Raw genomic sequence first — 17,193 nt, forward strand, 5'->3', positions numbered from 1 at the left:
CGCCGCACGGCACCTGCTGGCGCTCCGGCGGCGCACAGCGGCATCCGGCACCCGCACGTCCCTCACCCGATCAGAGAGGACCGCATCATGGGCTGTCATGCTCGTGACATACCGACGTTCGGCCCGCGAAGAGCCGTCGTCGCCCTGCTGGCCGCGTTGTTCATGATCGCTGCCGGGGCCGTCCCGGCGACAGCCGCCGACTGGGACGCGGGCCAGAAGGCCCCGGCCTTCCGCGCCCTGCTCTTCACCAAGGCCGTCGGCTACGTCCACGACTCCATCCCGGCCGGCATCGAGATGTTCAAGGAAGAGGCCGCCGAGAACGACTTCGAGGTCGTCGAGACCGACGACGCCACGGTCTTCTCCGAGGAGAAGCTCAAGGATTTCGACGTCATCGTGATGCTGCAGAACTCCGGGATGGTCTGGGACACCCAGGAGCAGCGTGACGCGATGAAGAGCTACGTCGAGAGCGGCAAGGGCATCGTCGGCATCCACAACACCCTCGACATGGGCGTCGAGGAGGAGTTCCCGTGGTGGGACGACACCATGAACGGCGGCGTCCACATGCCCACCCACTCGCCGGGCGTCCTGCCGGGCACCGCCAAGGTCGCCGACCGCGTCCACCCCTCCACCAAGGGCCTTCCCGAACGCTGGGAACGCCCAGAGGAGTGGTACAACTTCGACAAGAACCCGCGCGGAGACGTACACGTACTGGTCAGCGCAGACGAGACCACGTACGACCCCGGTGACGACGCCATGGGCGCCGACCATCCCATCTCCTGGTGCCGCAGCACCCAGGGCGGCAAGGTCTGGGCCACCGCCATGGGCCACGACAAGGCCGCATACAGCGAGGAAGCCTTCCGCGACCATGTCGTCGGCGGCGTCAAATGGGCCGCGGGCAACGAACCGGGCGACTGCGGCGGCACGGTCTGGGGCGGCTACGAGAAGGTCGCCCTGGACGACAACACGGCCGACCCCATGGAGCTCGACGTCGCCAAGGACGGCAAGGTCTACTACGCCCAACGCAGCGGCGAGGTACAGGTCTTCGACCCGAAGTCCCACTCCACCAGCACCGCCGGAAAGCTCGACGTCTACACCGGCGGCGAGGACGGCCTGGTCGGCATGGAGCTCGACCCGAAGTTCACCGAGAACAACTGGATCTACCTCTACCACGCCCCCGCCGGCAGCGAAGAGGACATCAACCGCCTCTCCCGCTTCACCCTGAAGGACGGCAAGCTCGACCTCGACAGCGAGAAGCAGCTGATCGACGTACCCGCCTACCGGGACCGCACCTTCCCCGAGCCCGGACACACCGGCGGCGCAGTCGAGTTCGGCCCCGACGGCACCCTCTACCTCTCCACCGGCGACGACACACCGCCGAACCTCGACCCCGACTGGCAGGGTTACGCCCCCCTCGACTGGCGCGAGGGCAAGGAGATGCTGGACGCCGCCCGCACCGCCGGCAACAGCAACGACCTGCGCGGCAAGATCCTGCGCGTCAAGCCCGAGGACGACGGCAGTTACACCGTCCCCGAGGGCAACCTCTTCGAGGAGGGCACCGACAAGACCCGCGCCGAGATCTACGCGATGGGCTTCCGCAACCCGTTCCGCTTCACCGTCGACCAGAAGACCGGATACGTCCACGTATCCGACTACGGCCCCGACCGAGGCGCCCCCGAAACCGAACGCGGACCCGAGGGCCTCGTCGAGTACAACGTCATCAAGAAGCCCGGCAACTTCGGCTGGCCCTTCTGCCACGGCAACAACCAGCCCTACGCCCCCTTCAACCCGGACACCGGCGAGGTCGGCGCGAAGTTCGACTGCGACAAACCCACCAACCCCTCGCCGAACAACACCGGTCTGAAGGACCTGCCCCCGCTCCAGCAGCCCGAGATCTGGTACGGCTACGACGAGTCGAAGGAGTTCCCCGAGATGGGCAGCGGCGGCTCCGCGCCGATGAGCGGCCCCGTCTACCGCTACGACAAGGACAACCCCTCGGACACCAAGTTCCCCGAGTACTACGACGGAGCGAGCTTCTTCTACGAGTGGGCGCGCAACGAGGTCAAGGAGATCCGCTTCGACCAGGACGAGAAGCTCCTGAAGATCAACGACTTCATGTCGACGGCGGACTTCGTCAAACCCATGGACATGACGTTCGGCCCCGACGGCTCGCTCTACGTCCTCGAATGGGGCAGCGAGTTCGGCGGCGGCAACAACGACTCCGGCCTCTACCGCATCGACTACGCCCAGGGCCAGCGCATCCCCGTGGCGAAGGCCGAGGCGTCCGCCACCAACGGCCCCGTACCGCTGGAGGTCGACTTCTCCAGCGAGGGCAGCGAGGACCCCGACGGCGACCCGGTCACCCTCGAATGGGACTTCGACGGCGACGGCACCTACGACTCCACGGAGGCGAACCCCAGCCACACCTACACCGAGAAGGGCGACTTCAACGCGCAGTTGAAGGTCACCGACTCCACCGGCAAATCGGGCTACGCCAACATCCCGATCTCGGCGGGCAACACCGCACCCACCGTGAAGATCGAGACCCCGGTCGACGGCAAACTCATCGAGTTCGGCGACCAGATCCCGTACAAGGTCACCGTCACCGACCCGGAGGACGGCGAGATCGACTGCTCCAAGGTCACCGTGAACCCGGCACTCGGACACGACGACCACGAGCACCCCACCACCGACATCCCCGGCTGTGAGGGCACGGTCGACACCGGCGATCTCGGCGGCCACCCGGAGGGCGCCGACCTGACCTATGTCCTCAACGCCAAGTACACCGACCAGGGTGCCGAGGGAACCGGCGAACTCACCGGATACGGCCGCGCGGTCCTGCAGCCCGAGCACAAGCAGGCCGAGTACCACGACGACCAGTCCGGCACCCGCATCGTCTCCCAGGAGGGAGCCGAGAACGGCAAACGCATCGGTGACATCGGCGACGGCGACTGGATCGCCTTCGAGCCGATGAGCGTCGAGGGCGTCGAGTCGGTCCACTACCGGCTCTCGTCGCCGGAGGGAGTCGGAGCGATCGAACTGCGCGCCGACGCACCAGACGGCAAGCTCCTGGCCACCACCCCGGTCCCCGACACCGGGGGCTGGGACACCTACGAGGAGACCCCCGCGGTGCCGGTCGAAGCACTGGACGGCGCCCACAAGCTGTACGTGGTCTTCACGTCACCGCAGGACAACGCCTACGACGTGGACGCTCTGCAGTTCACCACCTCGTAGCGCAACGGCCGGACCAGGAATGTCCTGGTCCGGCCGCACCGCGACAGACGACGGCCCGCGAGGCGCCCCATCCTCGTCCCCATCCCCGACGGAAGGGACGAGACCCCCGGGCGCCTCGCGGGCCGTCGCTCCCCGTCAGCGAGTGCCGACCGCGGCCCGCACGGCCCTTCGGGCCAGTCCGCAGTCGTCGTGCAGCCGCCGCAACAACAGGCGCTGCTCCTCGCCGGACGGCGCAGCACCCGGGTGGGCCGAACCCGGTGCCGCCGGGGCCGTGTCACGCATCGTGCGCTGCACCGCCGTCTCGTAGGTCCTGATCTCGCGGGTCAGGACCAGCATCAGATTGACCAGGAACGCGTCCCGCGACGCCTGACCCCTGGACTGGGCGAGCTTGCTGATCTCCCGGCGTGCGGCCGGGGCGTCGCCGAGTACCGACCACAGGGTGGCCAGGTCGTACCCGGGCAGATACCAGCCCGCGTGCTCCCAGTCGACAAGCACCGCGCCCGTGGGGGACAGGAGCATGTTCGACAGGAGGGCGTCGCCGTGGCAGAACTCGCCCATTCCGCCCGGCCCGGAGGCGTGCGCGATGCCGTGCAGCAGCTTCTGCAGGTCGCCCAGGTCACGGTCGGTCAGCAGGCCCAGCTCGTGGTACCTCGAGATACGCGCGGCGTAGTCGAGGGGCGCGCCGAACGTACCGGCCGGCGGGCGCCAGGCGTTCAGACGGGTGATCGCACCGAGGGCGGTGCGCAGATCGGCTGGGGACGGGGCCTCGGTGGGGTGGCGCTGGAGCGCCGCCACCCGGCCCGGCATCCGTTCGATCACCAGCGTGCCGTTGTCCGGGTCCGCCGCGATGAGCCGCGGTGCCCGCACCGGCGGCCGGTGCCGGACGAACGCGCGGTAGGCAGCTATTTCGTGCCCGCTCCGCTCCGACCACACCGGGGAATGATCCAGTAAGCACTTGGCCACCGCGGTGGTACGGCCCGTAGTGCCGACGATCAGCACCGAACGGCCGCTGCGCCGCAGCACCTGCACCGGTGTGAACTCCGGGCAGATGCGGTGCACCGAGGCGATGGCGGTGCGCAGTTGGGCACCCTGCGGGCCGGACAGGTCGATTCTTCCGCTGAGGGTCTGAGTACCCGTGCCCGGCAGTCGCCTGGACCGGCCGGCCACCGCGGGGGGCGCCTGACGCACAGGCGCCGCGGCGCGGCCGGAGTCGAGGTAGGGACCGCCGCCCTGTCGCGGGTGGTACGGCCGGGGCGGTGCGGACACGGAGGACGATGCTGTGTACATGGGTGATACAGATCCCTTCGTGCGCCGACGAGTTGCCTGCGCCGTCCCGCCCGGCAGAAGTACGGACACCCTGGGGAGTCCCCGAGCGTCTGCCGGGCCGGGAAGGCGCATTCCTACCTGACACCGTGTCTCGCATGGCCCTCCACCTAGCGCACCCTGGCGAACCCTGGCGAATAGTCGCTCAGCAACTGACAGCGGGCTACATTCAAGTCAGCCGAGAACCTGGGGGCTTGACGTGAGCAACGAACCGAACACTCGCCTGCAGGACCTGTTCGGCCTCGCCGGCTGGTCCAAGGGCGAACTCGCCAGGCTGGTCAACCGGCAGGCGGCGGTCATGGGCCATCCGCAGCTGGCGACCGACACCTCGCGGGTGCGGCGCTGGATCGACATGGGAGAGATCCCGCGCGATCCCGTACCGCGAGTGCTGGCAGCGTTGTTCACCGAGCGTCTCGGCCGTGTCGTGACCATCGAGGACCTAGGTCTGGTCCGGCACGGGCGCACCGGGAGAAAACACGGCGGCGGGGAGCTCGACAACCCCGACCGACTGCCGTGGGCGCCCGAGCGGACTGCTGCGGTCCTCACCGAATTCACGGGAATGGACCTCATGCTCAACCGACGCGGTCTGGTGGGCGCGGGTGCCGCGCTTGCCGCAGGATCCGCCCTCAGCAGCGCCATGCACGACTGGCTGCACACTGATCCGGCCCTGACATCCGACGCACCCCGCTTCGACGATCCCCTGCACGCCGACCCCGCTGGGTTCGACCGCTACGAGGCCGCCCCCATCGGGTCGCAGGAGATCGAAGAGCTGGAGCGTTCGGTCGAAGTGTTCCGCGCCTGGGACGCGGCCCGCGGCGGCGGCCTGCAACGCAAGGCTGTCGTAGGACAGTTGAACGAGGTGGGCGGCATGCTCTCCTACCATCATCCGGAGCACCTCCAGCGGCGCCTGTGGGGCGTCGCCGCGAACCTCGCCGTACTCGCCGGCTGGATGTCTCACGACGTCGGCCTCGAGCCCACCGCCCAGAAGTACTTCGTGATCGCCGCGCATGCGGCGCGCGAGGGCGGGGACCGCCCGCGGGCCGGCGAAGCCCTGTCCAGGGCGGCGCGCCAGATGGTGCACCTCGGCAAGCCCGACGACGCACTCGACCTGATGAAGCTCGCCAAGTCCGGCTCCGGCGACGAGGTGTTGCCCCGGACCCAGGCCATGCTGCACACCATCGAGGCCTGGGCCCAGGCGGCCATGGGGCGCGGCCAGGCGATGCGCCGCACGCTCGGCGAGGCGGAGGAACTCTTCGTCTCCGACCGCGGCGACGTCCCGCCACCCAGCTGGATGCAGATGTTCGACGAGGCGGACCTGCACGGCATGCAGGCCCTCGCGTACCGCACCCTCGCCGACCATGACCCCTCCGCCGCCGCGATCGCGCAGCGGCACGCCAAGGAGGCGATCGAACTGCGGGAGAAGGGGCGTCAGCGCTCCCAGATCTTCGACTACATCTCGCTCGCTTCGGCCTGCTTCATCGCCGACGACCCCGAGCAGGCCGACCGGTACGCACGCCTGGCGCTGGTGTCGATGGGGGAGACCTCCTCGCACCGCACCTGGGACCGGCTCCGTGAGATGTACCGCCTGACCGGCCAGTACGCGGGCTTCCCGAAGATCCAGGACCTGCGCGAGGAGATCCAACAGGCCCTGCCCAAGGGGAAGTCGAAGGCGAAGGCGAAGGGAGGCAGCGCCCGCGCCTGACGGCTCGGCCGTGGGGCGGTGCGGGAGCTGATCTCGCTGTGCGGGGCAGTCCCGGTTCGGGGCGGTCGCGGCTCGCAGGAGTTGACGGACCGCCAGAAGTGGACCGACTGCCGGGACTTGCGCTTGCCCGGACCTGTCAGGAGCCGACCCTGGCGATCAGTACGCAGGCGTCGTCCGGGCGATCCCGGTGGCCGAACTCCTCGACCACGGCGCGCACGCAGTCCTGCGCGCTGCCGGCCTCGGCGAACTTCGGGGCCAGGTCGAGCAGCCGGTCGACACCTCCGTCGTGGAGATGCCGCGGCACCAGGCCGTCCGTGTGCAGCAACACCAGGTCGCCCGCCTCGAGTTGCTCCTCCGCCTGCTCGTAGGTGCTGCCGGGGGCGGCGCCGAGCAGGACGCCCGCAGGTGGCGTGAGCACGCGGCCCACCCCGTCCCGGAAGACCATCGGGGCGGGGTGCCCGGCCTGCGCCCAGGACAGGGTGCGCTTGCCGGGGTGGTAGCGACAGCAGACAGCGCTGCCCAGGGCAGGCTGGGCCGCAGTGTCCAGCATCTGGTTCAGCCAGCCGAGCAGGGGGCCGGGACGGACCCCGGAGTACGCCATCCCGCGCAGTGCACCGAGCACCATGGCCATGCCTGAGGTGACGGACACACCGTGGCCGGTGAGATCGCCGACGCTCAGCAGGGATTCACCGTCCGGGAGTTCGAGTGCGTCGTACCAGTCGCCGCCGATGAGTGTCGCGCTCGACGAGGGGAGGTAGTGCGCGGCGAGGTCCAGGGCTCCCGCCCCGTCCTGTGGGAGCTGCAACGAGCCCTGCCACGGCGGCAGTACGGCCTCCTGCAGCTCGACCGCGAGTTGATGCTCCGACTGCGCGGAGTGCTGCCGGCGCTGGAGCGAGTCCCGGGTCTCGCGCACGGTGAGCTGGGTGCGGCGCAGTTCGCTGACGTCCCGGAGTACGGCCCACATGGAGGCCGTGCCGCCGTGGGCGTCGAGCACCGGCTCGCCCATCATGTGGACGGTCCGGGGCCCGCCGTCGGGCCGGTTGATGCGGAACTCACCGTCGATGGGCCTGCCTTCGATGAGGCAGTCGGTCACCATCGCATTGAGCTGGGCCTGGTCGTCGGCGCAGACCACGGAGGACAGTTCGTCGAGGGGGAGCGGAGCGCTGCCCGGAGTGCGGCCCAGGATTCCGTAGAGCTCGGGGGACCAGGTGACCTCGTCGGTGAGGAGGTTCCACTCGGCGCTGCCGACGCGGCTGAGCAGGGATTCGTGCGGTGCGGCCGGGTCCGGGACACTCTGCTGTCCGACGGGCTCCTCGTACGCCGCCGCGCCGTGGCGCAACTGTCCGAAGTGGCCGTCCAGGTCGTCGAGCTGGTGCATGGCCAGTTCGCACAGGGCCCGGTACCAGCGGCCGTGCGGGTCGGTGTCGTCGTGGCCGGTGTCGCGGTGCACCGCGTCGACCTCGGTACGCAGGCGGCGCGTCTGTGAGATGAGTGCGTCGACCGTGCCGCGCTCGGGCGGCCGGGCGGCGGGACGGTCCGCGAAGAGGGGGGACGGCATCACGTACTCCGATACTGGCGCGTCACGTCCAGGGCTGATGGAAGGACCGTTATGACTGTTGCACAGCAGAGGATGCCCCGTAAGTGATTTGGCAATACCCGATCCGGTGGTGCCGAAGGCATATGCCCTCGGCCATGCGGTGAAGTGGCCGTGTACTGCCCCTTTCGTCGAGCTCCGCGACCGGGATGCGCCAGGTGTGAACTGCCCTGCCGTGAAGCCGAGTCGGCCTGGTCAGGACTTGCGTGAACGGTTCCCTCCCGGAACGTGGCGCAGTCGGCCCGGGGTGGACCGCGCCGGGCCGCTTCCGGTCCGGCCGTGTGCGGGCGCCGTCCCGTTCGTGAACCCTGGCGAGACGCGGCCCGGTGTTCGAAGCGGCCGCGCGGACTGGCATACTCCCGGGGCCGGGAACAGGTGCGGGAGGCTGCCGTGGGGGCATGGGCCGGGGCGGGGATCGGCGGCGACGTCATCGGCATGCTCGTCGTGGTGGTGATCGGTGGAGTGTTCGTCTGTGCGGCGGTGATGTGGCGCGGCGGGATCCGCCGCCCCTTCGCCGCGATGCGTGCCGGGACATCCGAAGTCCGCTTGGGGAAACCACAGTTGAAGCATGCCGCCGACCTCGCGATCAGCCGGGCACGAGGGGCCGCGCGGCCCGGCGAGCCCGCCGTGGTGCGAGTCGACGAGGTACTCGGCGTGCTGGCCGATCACTTCGGGGGCCCGGACGTACCGAGGCACGTGGTCGCGGCGGCGCTGCGCAGGCGCTTCGAGGCCGGTGGCTGTCGCGCGGACTGTGTCACGGACGCCTTCGACTGAGGCGCCGCGGCCCGCGCCGGTGGATGAGGTCCGGGTCTCCATGGCGGGGCGACGGTGCCGGTTCCGGCGAAAACACGTCGCGGTGCCCACCTGCCTGACGTAGCGTCACGGGATGCCTGAACTGCAGCGTCTGCGCCTCGATCACGCCCGGGAGCTGTTCTCCTTCGAGCGCGAGAACCGGTCCTATTTCGCGGCGTCGATCCCTGACCGCGGTGACGCGTTCTTCGCGCGGTTCGACGACCGCCTGCGCGCGCTGCTCGCCGAACAGGACGACGGAATGGGCCACTTCCACGTCCTGGTGGACGAGGACAAGGCCGTCGTCGGCCGCCTCAACCTCGTCGACGTGGCCGACGGGACGGCCGAACTCGGCTACCGCATAGCCCGGCGCGCGGCGGGCCGGGGCCTGGCCACCGCGGCCGTGCGCAGCGCCTGCCAACTGGCCCGCACCGACTACGGCCTGCGGGAGTTGCGCGCGCAGACCACGCTCGACAACGAGGCTTCCCTGGCCGTGCTCGCCCGGACGGGATTCCGGCCCGTGGGCGACATGACCCTGGACGGGCGGCCGGGGCGACGCTTCCTGCGGAACCTGGACGCCTGAGCGGTCCCACGTGGGCCGGCCGGCCACGTCGCGGCCGAGTTCAGTCCGTTCGGCCGTGCAGGCGGCGGTGCAACGCCCTTACCTGTGCGGCTAGTTCGGGCACCGGCCCCGCGACCTGCAGTCCGGGCACCAGATCGCCGATCGGCAGGGTGCGCACCGGTGGTGCCGGCAGGCCGAGCTCCGCGAGCCAGCTGCCCAACTGCTCGGACGAACTGGCGTAGACGATCCGGCCGAGCCCCACCCAGCCGTGCGCCGTCGAGCACATCGGGCAGTGCTCGGTGGAGGTGAACACGGTCGCGGCGGCCCGCGCCTCGGGGGTGAGCTCGACTGCCGCCCAGCGCGCGAGTTCGAATTCGGGGTGGCGGGTGTGATCACCGGCGCCGACCCGGTTGCGGTCCTCCGCGAGGACGGTGCCGTCGCCGCCCACCAGGACCGATCCGAACGGTTCGTCGCCCGCAGCGAGCGCCTCGGCGGCGAGCTCCACGGCCCGGCGCAGGTGTCCCAACTCGACTTCGTTCAGCACGGTTTCCTCCTGGATCTTGACCCCGACGTCGGATCGTACGGCAGACCTCAGGGGCATGGCCTGATGCCCGGCTCGGGTGCGGCGGCATGGCCGTCAACGCGCGGCTGCGGCATTCGGGTGGTCCGGAGCCCGGTCCGCAACCGGGGCGGGACGAAGGCGCCTCTCACGGGACGTACCGCCATCCGCATCAGGAGGTCACCATGTCCACTGCGTACGCGCCCACGTTGTCGCTGACCGTTCCTCACCCCGGCTCGCCCGTCTCCGACGGCGCAGGCCTCGCGGCGGACACCGGTCGGGCGGACACCGGTCGGGACGAATCCTTTCTCCCCGTCCCCGACCCGGCACAGCGCCTGTCCCTGCCGATCAGCCCGCAGGACCGCCGCCGGCTCGATCTGCACGCGGTGCTCACCGCGTCGGGCATCGCGCCCCTGCCCGGCGATCTCGAGGCGATCGAGGCGCTGTGCCGGCTCGACGACCGCGTCAACGCAGCCCTGCACCGCTGGATCACCGGATCGGTCCTCGCCGGCTGACGCCGACTGCCGCACCTGGCACGGAAGTTCGAGTCCGCTGCCGGTGTACCGGGACGGTGCAGGGCGACGAGGCCCTGGTCGACCACGGCGGCCGAGGAGCGAAGGCCGGCGACCGGAGACCCGCCGGTCTAGGCGGTCGGGTCCGGCCGGCACGCTGCCCCGGTCCGCAGGTTGGAGGACGCTCCGGCGATGACGGATTCGAGCCGGTCTCGGGTGTGCGTGAGGTCGGCGATGTGCCGCGCGAGGTGATCGCGCTCGGTGGCCAGTCGCTCGAGGAGCTCGGGTGTGGCCTTGCCGTCCACGACGCAGGGGGTGAGCTCCGCGATGGTCTTGCTGGACAGGCCCGCCGCGTAGAGCTGCCGGATCAGGCGGATCCGGTCGACCGCGGCCTCCTCGTAATGCCGCTGGCCACCGGTGCTGCGTTCGGCGGTGAGCAGGTTCTGCTCCTCGTAGTAGCGCAGCGCCCGCGTGGTGACGCCTGTGCGGCGGGCGAGTTCTCCGATGCGCATGGCCGGCTCCGTGTCCCTGTGGCGTACGGCACATTCACTTGCCTTTGACGTCAACGTCAAGTTTTAGCGTAGTCGACGTGCCCGTTGCCGGGAGATGTCTCCCGGCAGGGCCCTTACGTGCCACGTCAGGGACGGAAGGGCCGGGCGCAGCGCGCCGTGCTCGGCCGCGCTCAAGGCCGCACCTCTGGGCGCTAGGACCCGCACCACCTCTGGAAGGCAGGCAGTCGCATGGCCACATACCCGGGGACCGGTCTCACCGGTCCCGAACCCACCCCGATCGTCTCGGTCAAGCCGCTCGTGCTGAAGGAACCGCAGCGCGGTGAGGACCTGCACGTACGCGTCTCCGCCCCGGTGACCGGGACCGGTCTGCCCGTCGTGCTGTTCGCCCACGGATTCGGCTCGCACCTCGACGGCTACGCGCCGCTGGTCGACCACTGGGCTTCCCACGGGTTCGTGGTCGTCCAGGCCACGCACCTGGACTCCCAGCGGATCATGCCGGCCGCCGACGATCCCCGCAGGCCGCAGCTGTGGCGTCACCGGGTGCACGACATGCGACGCATCCTCGACGAGCTCGGGAACCTGGAGGCGGCCGTACCGGGCCTGGCCGGCCGGGTCGACCGCGGCCGCATCGTCGCGGCCGGGCACTCCTTCGGCGGCCAGACCGCGGGCATCCTGGTGGGGCTGCGCGTCAAGGACCCGCACACGGGCATCGCCGAGGACCTGTCGGATTCCCGGGTCCTGGGCAGCATCCAACTGGCCACCGCGGGCAAGGGCGGCGACGAACTGACCGCCTTCGCGCACGAGAACCTCCCGTGGCTGCGCGATCAGGACTTCTCCCACATCACCGCACCCGGACTCGTCGTCGCCGGAGACAAGGACGACGACCTGCCGCTCTCCACCCGGGGCGCGGCCTGGACGACCGACCCCTATACCCTCAGCCGCGGCAACAAGAGCCTGCTCACCGTCCACGGCGGCAAGCACTTCCTGGGCGGCATCTCCGGCTACCAGGTAACGGAGACCACCGACGAGGACCCCGGCCGCGTTGCTCTCGTCCAGCAGGTCACCCTCGCCTATCTGCGGCACGTCACCGGGACCGACGACACCGACTGGGACAAGGCCCGGGCGGTGCTCGCCGACGGCGACCCGCTGGGGCGCCTGGAGTCCAAGTGACACCGGTTCCGGTCGGTCGCCGCTACGGCAGCACGCGGCGCAGCGCCTCCGGGGTGAGGTCGTCGAGCGTCGGGTAGCCGTCGACGGCCATGATCAGGTCGGCCTCGGCGAGCATGGACCGAAGCACGTGGACCACGCCGTCCGTGCCGCCGAGGGCGAGCCCGTGTACGTACGGACGTCCCACGCCGACGGCAGTGGCGCCGAGGGCGAGTGCCTTGATCACGTCGGCGCCGCTGCGTACCCCGGAGTCGAAGAGGACCGGCAGTCCACCGGCGGCCTCGACCACCGCGGGCAGGGCGTCGAGAGCCGGCAGTCCGCCGTTCGCCTGGCGGCCGCCGTGGTTCGAGCAGTAGATGCCGTCCACGCCGCCGTCCTTCGCTCGGCGGACGTCGTCGGGGTGCTGCAGGCCCTTGACGATCAGCGGCAGGTCGGTGAGGGACCGCAGCCAGGCCAGGTCGTTCCAGGTGAGCGGATTGCCGAACACGCTGACCCAGCGCAGGATCGCGGCCCCCGGGTTCTCCTCGACCGGCACGTCGAGCAGGCCGCGGAAGACCGGGTCGGAGAAGTAGTTGGCCAGGCAATGGCCGCGCAGCTGCGGGAAGTTGGCGGTGGCCAGGTCACGCGGGCGCCATCCGGTGATCCAGGTGTCGAGGGTGACCACGATGCCGCGGAACCCGGCCGCCTCGGCCCGGCGGACCAGACTCTCCGCCAGATCCCGGTCGGTCGGTGTGTACAGCTGAAAGAACCCCGGAGTGTCGCCGAACTCCGGGGCCACCTGCTCCAGCGGATCCACCGACAGGGTCGAGGCGACCATCGGAACGCCGGTACGCGCCGCGGCGCGTGCGGTCGCCAGGTCACCGTGCCCGTCTTGGGCGCAGATGCCGAGCACTCCGACCGGGGCCATGAACAGCGGGGACGGCAGCCGCATCCCGAAGAGATCGACGGACAGATCGCGGTCGGCGGCGCCGACGAACATGCGGGGGACCAGTCCCCACCCGTCGAAGGCGCGTGCATTGGCGTTCTGGGTGCGTTCGTCGCCGGCGCCACCCGCCACGTAGGACCAGACGGACGGGGGCATGGCGGCCTCGGCGCGGGACGCCAGCTCGGCGGCGGTCATCGGGTACTTCGGCACCACACCGCCGAGGCCCTCGAAGTAGATCTCGTTCTGGTAGCCGCCGAATACCTCGCCCATGTGCAGCCCGACCCCTTCCGCATCACCGTGGCACCGCCCGGACCTCGCAAGATCAGAACGTACCGCGCGGGGCGTTCCGACGGGCAGGGGGCGGACAAGAGCCGCCGCTCCCGAATCTCAGAGGTCCGGTGCCGACCGGAGTTTGTGTACGGCCTCGATGTTGTTGCCGTCGGGATCGGTGACGAAGGCGCAGTACGCGCGGTACGAGTCCCAGGTCCGCGGCGCATGCCGTGAGACGCCTCCGGCGGAGAGCGCCGCGGCGTGGAAGGCGTCGACGGCGTCCGGAGTGAGAGCGGTGAAGGCCAGGTGCAGACCCCGGGTGACGCCCGAGTCGTCCGGCGCCCGCTCCAGGGAGAGCGAGGGGGTGTCGTGGTCCGGCGTCCAGTACTCCGTCACGTCCGCGTCGCGGTAGCCGATCGTGACGCCGAGTGGTGCGAGGACGGCCGTGTAGAACGTCTCGCTCGCCGCCGGGTCGGAGGCGAAGACGCCGAGGTGGTGGATGAAGGGCCAGCCGTGGAGGGGAGAGCTCATGGCGGTCGAGCGTAGAGGGAGGGGCCGAGGTCCGGTGGAGGCCGGAGCGTGTCGGGGCGAGGGCGCGTCCCGCCACTCAGGCTCTGGTGGAGGTACAGGTGGGCGGGGCCGTCTCGGCATCGACCTGAAGTTGAAGTGGAGGTTGACAGTTTGAGGCCTGTCCGAGAGGGACGGTGATGGAGTCATGTCTTGCACTCCCGCCTCCCGCTCGCCGGAATTTCCGTGCCGCGTACGGTGGTTGGACGGTCATGACCAACACCCCGGGCCCGCGTGCTCTCACCGACGGCGAACTCTCCGCGCTCCTCGCCGAGCAGCGGTTCGGCACCCTCGCCACGCAGAAGCGCAACGGCAGGCCGCACCTGGCGACCGTGGCGTACCGGTGGGACCCGGAGACCCGGATCGTGCGCGTCTCGACGACCGCGGACCGCGCCAAACCGAAGCATCTCGGCCGCAACGCCCACGCGGCCATCCACGTCCAGGGCCCCGACGTCTGGACCTTCGCCGTCGCTGAGGGTGCGGCCGAGGTCTCGCCGGTGACCACGGATCCCGGCGACGAGGTGGGCAGGGAGTTGCTCACGCTGGTGCCCGCGGACGCACGGCCGGACGATCTCGCGGAGTTCTGGGAGCAGCAGATCGCGGAGCGTCGTGTGGTGATCCGCTTGAAGGCGGACCGGCTCTACGGAACGGCGCTGGACTTCTCCTCGTGAGGCGGCCGCGGCGGGCACCTGTAGATCACCGGCCGCCGTGGGCGATCGGACCCGGCCAACCGGGCCCGCACGGGGCGGGGCTCCGCGGCGCACGGACCGCTCGGTTCCAGCGTGGCCGGGTGCGAGGCGTGGGGCGCGCGGGGCCTGTGCCGACGACCTTGTGGACCGGGAGGTCAGCGACGGCCGGAGCCTCGGCGCCCGGTGCGTGTGCGGGAGTCGCAAGCCGGGCTCGGCCGGGCTCCGGCGTCGCCGGCAGGCCCCTTGGGGCCGGGGTCGGGTGTCGGCCAAATCCCGTGATGCATATGCCTCGGTCAGCGGCACTCCGCGACAATGGCCGTCGGCGAAGGGCCGTGCACGCCCGACAGGGCCGCACGTGCAGCCGTTCGCCGGACCGCCACCGGTCCGTCACGGCCCCAGGGCTGCCGCCCGTGCCGTGACGCGCGGCGCGAGGGAGCCGCTGTGCATCAGGAGTTCCTGTGCCAGGTCACCGCGTACGGCATGTCTGCCGGGCAATGGGTCGGTGTCCCGCTGGGCTCCTACCGGGCGCCGTCGCTCTCCCTCGCTCTGTGGTGGATGCGGGAGCGGGCGACCTGGATGGCGGAGCGTCTCGACCCCTTGCCGGAGTCGTGCCGGTGGCCGGTGCGCGCCTTGGTGCCCGTCGCCGACGACGTACCGGACGCGCCGGGTGAGTTGCGTGCCTGGCGGGACGACCGGGCCGGTCAGGATGCGGCGGGCGACCGCCTTGCGCGCGGCTTGCTCGTCAGGTTCGCCACCCGGGACGACACCACGGTCTACGAGCTGCTCGCCGAGTCCGTGGACGCGCTGCGGATCCAGCGCGCGGCGCTGATCGACGTCCCGTCGCTGGGCGCATCGGCCTGAGCCGGGCCCTGCGCGAGCCCGCGCGCACGGTGAGCGTCTGGCGGGGCGGCGAAAGATGCCTGGTCAGGCTGCAGAGCCGGAAGAAGGAATAGGTCGAGGACCACTGCCGTTGACGGGTATGATTCAATCTTCAACTACTGAGGATCGAAGAATCGACCCGAGAGGTGAGCTCCATGCAGTTCGGCATCTTCACCGTCGGTGACGTCACCACCGACCCGACCACCGGCCGCACGCCGAGCGAGCACGAGCGGATCAAGGCGACCGTGGCGATCGCACAGAAGGCCGAGGAGGTGGGCCTGGACGTGTTCGCGACCGGTGAGCACCACAACCCGCCGTTCGTGCCCTCGTCGCCGACCACGCTGCTCGGCCACATCGCGGCCAGGACCGAGAACCTGATCCTTTCCACGTCCACCACGCTGATCACCACCAACGACCCGGTGAAGATCGCCGAGGACTACGCCTATCTGCAGCACCTGGCCGACGGGCGGGTCGACCTGATGATGGGCCGCGGCAACACCGGCCCCGTCTACCCGTGGTTCGGCAAGGACATCCGGCAGGGAGTCGAGCTCGCGGTCGAGAACTATGCGCTGCTGTACAAGCTGTGGCGCGAGGACGTGGTCGACTGGGCCGGCAAGTTCCGCACCCCGCTGCAGTCCTTCACCTCGACGCCGAGGCCGCTCGACGGAGTGCCCCCGTTCGTCTGGCACGGCTCGATCCGCACGCCGGAGATCGCGGAGCAGGCGGCGTACTACGGCGACGGGTTCTTCCACAACAACATCTTCTGGCCGATGTCCCACACCAAGAAGATGGTCGAGCTGTACCGGACCAAGTACGCCTACCACGGCCACGGAACGCCCGAGCAGGCCATCGTCGGACTCGGCGGGCAGGCGTTCATGCGAAAGAACTCGCAGGACGCGGTGCGCGAGTTCCGTCCATACTTCGACAACGCGCCCGTGTACGGCCACGGTCCGTCCCTCGAGGACTTCAGCACCCAGACGCCGCTCACCGTGGGGTCGCCGCAGCAGGTCGTCGAGCGCACGCTCGGCTTCCGTGACGCGATCGGTGACTATCAGCGGCAGCTGTTCCTGATGGACCACGCGGGGTTGCCGCTGAAGACGGTCCTCGAGCAGCTCGACATGCTCGGCGAGGAGGTCGTACCCGTACTGCGCAAGGAGTTCGCCCGGCTGCGGCCGGCCGGCGTCCCCGAGACCGCGCCGCCGCACCCGGCGGTGTCCGGCACCCCCGCCCGTCCCGTCGACGAGGAGGTCACGTCATGACCACGGTCACCCAGGCGCCCGCTCCGGAGGTCACGGCCGAGGAGCGGACACCGGTCAGGCTGGTCGCCGTCTCGGCGGGGCTGCGTGCTCCGTCCTCGACCAGGCTGCTCGCCGACCGGCTGACCGAGGCCGCGCGCAACGCCCTGGTGGACCAGGGGCACGAGGTCGAGGTGCAGGTCGTCGAACTGCGGGAACTCGCGGTCCCGATCGCCCATCACCTGGTGGCCGGGTTCCCTCCGCCGGTGCTCGACGAGGCGCTCGAGACCGTCACCTCGGCCGACGGCGTGATCGCGGTGACGCCGGTGTTCGCGGCTTCGTACAGCGGCCTCTTCAAGTCGTTCGTGGACCTGATCGAGCCGGATGCGCTGGCCGGGAAGCCCGTGCTGATCGGCGCCACCGGCGGCACGGCACGGCATTCGCTGGTTCTGGAGCACGCCATGCGCCCGCTGTTCGCCTTCGCTCGGGCCGTGGTCGCACCGACGGCCGTGTTCGCGGCCGCCGAGGACTGGGGCGGAAGCGGCGACCCGCTCACCGATACGCTCCCGGCCCGGATCGAGCGGGCCGGCGCGCAGTTCGCCCGGCTGGTGGCTCAGACCCCTGCCACGGTGGGCCGGCAGGTGGCGTCGGTCTTCGGGTGAACCGAAGGCGCCGCG

Annotated in this window: 16 protein-coding genes; 10 read left to right on the forward strand and 6 right to left on the reverse strand. The window is 70.5% G+C overall.

The features are described from left to right. The first annotated feature begins 87 nt into the window (after window positions 1–87). Complete coding sequence (locus DSC45_RS20215; RefSeq protein ID WP_119292965.1) at window positions 88–3,231, forward strand: ThuA domain-containing protein; 3,144 nt, start codon at window positions 88–90, stop codon at window positions 3,229–3,231. A gap of 135 nt (window positions 3,232–3,366) precedes the next feature. Here DSC45_RS20215 and DSC45_RS20220 read toward each other — a convergent pair whose 3' ends face one another. Next, window positions 3,367–4,518, reverse strand: coding sequence for an aminoglycoside phosphotransferase family protein (locus DSC45_RS20220; protein ID WP_119292967.1), 1,152 nt, complete (start codon window positions 4,516–4,518; stop codon window positions 3,367–3,369). A gap of 235 nt (window positions 4,519–4,753) precedes the next feature. On the opposite strand from DSC45_RS20220, the gene DSC45_RS20225 reads away from it, so the two are divergent. After that, entirely contained in the window at window positions 4,754–6,256 is a 1,503-nt protein-coding gene (locus DSC45_RS20225) for a DNA-binding protein NsdB (protein ID WP_119292969.1), read from the forward strand. Window positions 6,257–6,392: 136 nt separating this feature from the next. On the opposite strand, the gene DSC45_RS20230 is transcribed toward DSC45_RS20225, so the two are convergent. After that, complete coding sequence (locus tag DSC45_RS20230; protein WP_119292971.1) at window positions 6,393–7,814, reverse strand: PP2C family protein-serine/threonine phosphatase; 1,422 nt, start codon at window positions 7,812–7,814, stop codon at window positions 6,393–6,395. Between the two features lie 426 nt (window positions 7,815–8,240). Here DSC45_RS20230 and DSC45_RS20235 point away from each other — a divergent pair, with 426 nt between their 5' ends. Next, window positions 8,241–8,624: a hypothetical protein gene (locus tag DSC45_RS20235; RefSeq protein ID WP_119292973.1), complete on the forward strand. Its 384-nt coding sequence runs from the start codon at window positions 8,241–8,243 to the stop codon at window positions 8,622–8,624. 112 nt (window positions 8,625–8,736) lie between these two features. Continuing rightward, window positions 8,737–9,222, forward strand: a complete 486-nt coding sequence (locus DSC45_RS20240; protein ID WP_119292975.1) for a GNAT family N-acetyltransferase — start codon at window positions 8,737–8,739, stop codon at window positions 9,220–9,222. A 40-nt stretch (window positions 9,223–9,262) separates the two neighbouring features. Here the strand turns inward: DSC45_RS20240 and DSC45_RS20245 are convergent, their stop codons facing one another. Beyond that, the gene (locus tag DSC45_RS20245; RefSeq protein WP_119293268.1) at window positions 9,263–9,745 is read right to left on the reverse strand and encodes a nucleoside deaminase; all 483 of its coding nucleotides are present in this window, start codon (window positions 9,743–9,745) and stop codon (window positions 9,263–9,265) included. Window positions 9,746–9,945: 200 nt separating this feature from the next. On the opposite strand from DSC45_RS20245, the gene DSC45_RS36450 reads away from it, so the two are divergent. Then, on the forward strand, window positions 9,946–10,275 hold the full coding sequence (locus DSC45_RS36450) for a hypothetical protein (protein WP_240434746.1): 330 nt from the start codon (window positions 9,946–9,948) through the stop codon (window positions 10,273–10,275). A gap of 128 nt (window positions 10,276–10,403) precedes the next feature. Here DSC45_RS36450 and DSC45_RS20255 read toward each other — a convergent pair whose 3' ends face one another. Then, window positions 10,404–10,784 (reverse strand): MerR family transcriptional regulator, encoded by a 381-nt coding sequence (locus tag DSC45_RS20255; RefSeq protein WP_119292977.1) that lies wholly within the window; start codon window positions 10,782–10,784, stop codon window positions 10,404–10,406. Between the two features lie 228 nt (window positions 10,785–11,012). On the opposite strand from DSC45_RS20255, the gene DSC45_RS20260 reads away from it, so the two are divergent. Further along, window positions 11,013–11,954, forward strand: a complete 942-nt coding sequence (locus DSC45_RS20260; RefSeq protein ID WP_119292979.1) for an alpha/beta hydrolase family protein — start codon at window positions 11,013–11,015, stop codon at window positions 11,952–11,954. A gap of 22 nt (window positions 11,955–11,976) precedes the next feature. Here DSC45_RS20260 and DSC45_RS20265 read toward each other — a convergent pair whose 3' ends face one another. Next, window positions 11,977–13,146 (reverse strand): alpha-hydroxy-acid oxidizing protein, encoded by a 1,170-nt coding sequence (locus DSC45_RS20265; RefSeq protein ID WP_119292980.1) that lies wholly within the window; start codon window positions 13,144–13,146, stop codon window positions 11,977–11,979. Window positions 13,147–13,263: 117 nt separating this feature from the next. Then, entirely contained in the window at window positions 13,264–13,677 is a 414-nt protein-coding gene (locus DSC45_RS20270) for a VOC family protein (RefSeq protein ID WP_119292982.1), read from the reverse strand. Between the two features lie 248 nt (window positions 13,678–13,925). Here DSC45_RS20270 and DSC45_RS20275 point away from each other — a divergent pair, with 248 nt between their 5' ends. The 4 genes from DSC45_RS20275 to DSC45_RS20290 all read left to right on the forward strand — a co-directional run bounded on the left by DSC45_RS20275 (window position 13,926) and on the right by DSC45_RS20290 (window position 17,178). After that, window positions 13,926–14,384 (forward strand): pyridoxamine 5'-phosphate oxidase family protein, encoded by a 459-nt coding sequence (locus tag DSC45_RS20275; protein ID WP_119292984.1) that lies wholly within the window; start codon window positions 13,926–13,928, stop codon window positions 14,382–14,384. 459 nt (window positions 14,385–14,843) lie between these two features. Further along, a complete protein-coding gene (locus tag DSC45_RS20280) occupies window positions 14,844–15,263 on the forward strand; it encodes a hypothetical protein (protein ID WP_119292986.1) in 420 nt (139 codons plus the stop codon). Window positions 15,264–15,436: 173 nt separating this feature from the next. Next, window positions 15,437–16,540, forward strand: a complete 1,104-nt coding sequence (locus DSC45_RS20285; RefSeq protein WP_119292988.1) for an LLM class flavin-dependent oxidoreductase — start codon at window positions 15,437–15,439, stop codon at window positions 16,538–16,540. Continuing rightward, entirely contained in the window at window positions 16,537–17,178 is a 642-nt protein-coding gene (locus tag DSC45_RS20290; protein WP_119292990.1) for an FMN reductase, read from the forward strand. The genes DSC45_RS20285 and DSC45_RS20290 overlap by 4 nt, the downstream gene beginning before the upstream one ends. Window positions 17,179–17,193: the final 15 nt, after the last annotated feature.

The sequence above is a fragment of the Streptomyces sp. YIM 130001 genome, from assembly GCF_003574445.1.
In the GTDB taxonomy this organism is placed as follows: Bacteria; Actinomycetota; Actinomycetes; order Streptomycetales; family Streptomycetaceae; genus Streptomyces.

Coding starts and splice junctions, on each gene's coding strand:
- DSC45_RS20255 (WP_119292977.1), bottom strand. CDS start 10,784: ATGCGCATCGGAGAACTCGCCCGCCGCACAGGCGTCACCACGCGGGCG.
- DSC45_RS20270 (WP_119292982.1), bottom strand. CDS start 13,677: ATGAGCTCTCCCCTCCACGGCTGGCCCTTCATCCACCACCTCGGCGTC.
- DSC45_RS20265 (WP_119292980.1), bottom strand. CDS start 13,146: ATGGGCGAGGTATTCGGCGGCTACCAGAACGAGATCTACTTCGAGGGC.
- DSC45_RS20215 (WP_119292965.1), top strand. CDS start 88: ATGGGCTGTCATGCTCGTGACATACCGACGTTCGGCCCGCGAAGAGCC.
- DSC45_RS20220 (WP_119292967.1), bottom strand. CDS start 4,518: ATGTACACAGCATCGTCCTCCGTGTCCGCACCGCCCCGGCCGTACCAC.
- DSC45_RS20285 (WP_119292988.1), top strand. CDS start 15,437: ATGCAGTTCGGCATCTTCACCGTCGGTGACGTCACCACCGACCCGACC.
- DSC45_RS20275 (WP_119292984.1), top strand. CDS start 13,926: ATGACCAACACCCCGGGCCCGCGTGCTCTCACCGACGGCGAACTCTCC.
- DSC45_RS20290 (WP_119292990.1), top strand. CDS start 16,537: ATGACCACGGTCACCCAGGCGCCCGCTCCGGAGGTCACGGCCGAGGAG.
- DSC45_RS20230 (WP_119292971.1), bottom strand. CDS start 7,814: ATGCCGTCCCCCCTCTTCGCGGACCGTCCCGCCGCCCGGCCGCCCGAG.
- DSC45_RS20260 (WP_119292979.1), top strand. CDS start 11,013: ATGGCCACATACCCGGGGACCGGTCTCACCGGTCCCGAACCCACCCCG.
- DSC45_RS36450 (WP_240434746.1), top strand. CDS start 9,946: ATGTCCACTGCGTACGCGCCCACGTTGTCGCTGACCGTTCCTCACCCC.
- DSC45_RS20240 (WP_119292975.1), top strand. CDS start 8,737: ATGCCTGAACTGCAGCGTCTGCGCCTCGATCACGCCCGGGAGCTGTTC.